1 protein-coding gene is annotated in these 729 nt (G+C 52.8%); it reads right to left on the bottom strand.

What is annotated here, in order from left to right:
* Positions 1 to 13 precede the first annotated feature (13 nt).
* Positions 14 to 729: IS110 family RNA-guided transposase (locus GMA8713_RS26070; protein WP_062715570.1), on the bottom strand; the 716-nt coding region annotated here is incomplete at its 5' end.

The raw sequence follows: 729 nt of genomic DNA, 5'->3' as shown, positions 1-729 counted from the left end.
TTCTAATGCTTTCTTATGCTGTCACTGGTTTATAGGTTTCTTGCCGTGTAACAACTACCCACGCTATCCGTATAAGCTTGTTCGCTAAGGCCACCGTCGCTTTGTTAAAGCCGCGCGTAGCAACTAGGTGGTTTATCCAGAGACTAAGCCTGTCTGTTTTCGTCCCCGCCCTACAGACAACCGCTCGGGCACCATGGATAATCAGAGACCGCAAAAACCTGTCTCCGCGTTTGCTAATTCCCAACAGGACTTCTCGGCCGCCGGTACTAAACTGCCGAGGTACCAGGCCAAGAGCCGCTGACGCATCTCGCCCACGCCTGAACTGCGTACCATCACCCATCCATGCGTTGACTGCGCGGCTAACCACTGGCCCAAAACCTGGGAGAGTCATCAACCGCTGGCAGGTCTCATCATTCTCTGCTTGTTGCTTCAGCTCCCGGTCATACCAGGAAAGCTCTTCATCCAGGCTTACCAGTCTGGCCTGTTGACGGCGCAGAAGCTGCCTTAAGAAGTCTGTCAATCCATTGCCTTCATTTTCCAGAATACCTGGTATCTCCCGCCTTAAGACTGTGCCTCCTTTTGGTAAAACAATACCGTATTCCCCCAGCAGCCCACGAATGTGATTGAGCAAACGCGTCCGCTCAGACGAAAGGTGTCGCCGCATCTGTAGGAAGGTCTGTTCATCCTGCTGCTCCACGCTTTTTACTGCAACATGACGGATGGCTCCAT

The sequence above is a fragment of the Grimontia marina genome (assembly GCF_900060185.1).
GTDB classification, from domain to species: Bacteria; Pseudomonadota; Gammaproteobacteria; order Enterobacterales; family Vibrionaceae; genus Enterovibrio; species Enterovibrio marinus.
This window is presented reverse-complemented; position numbering and strand designations above follow the sequence as displayed.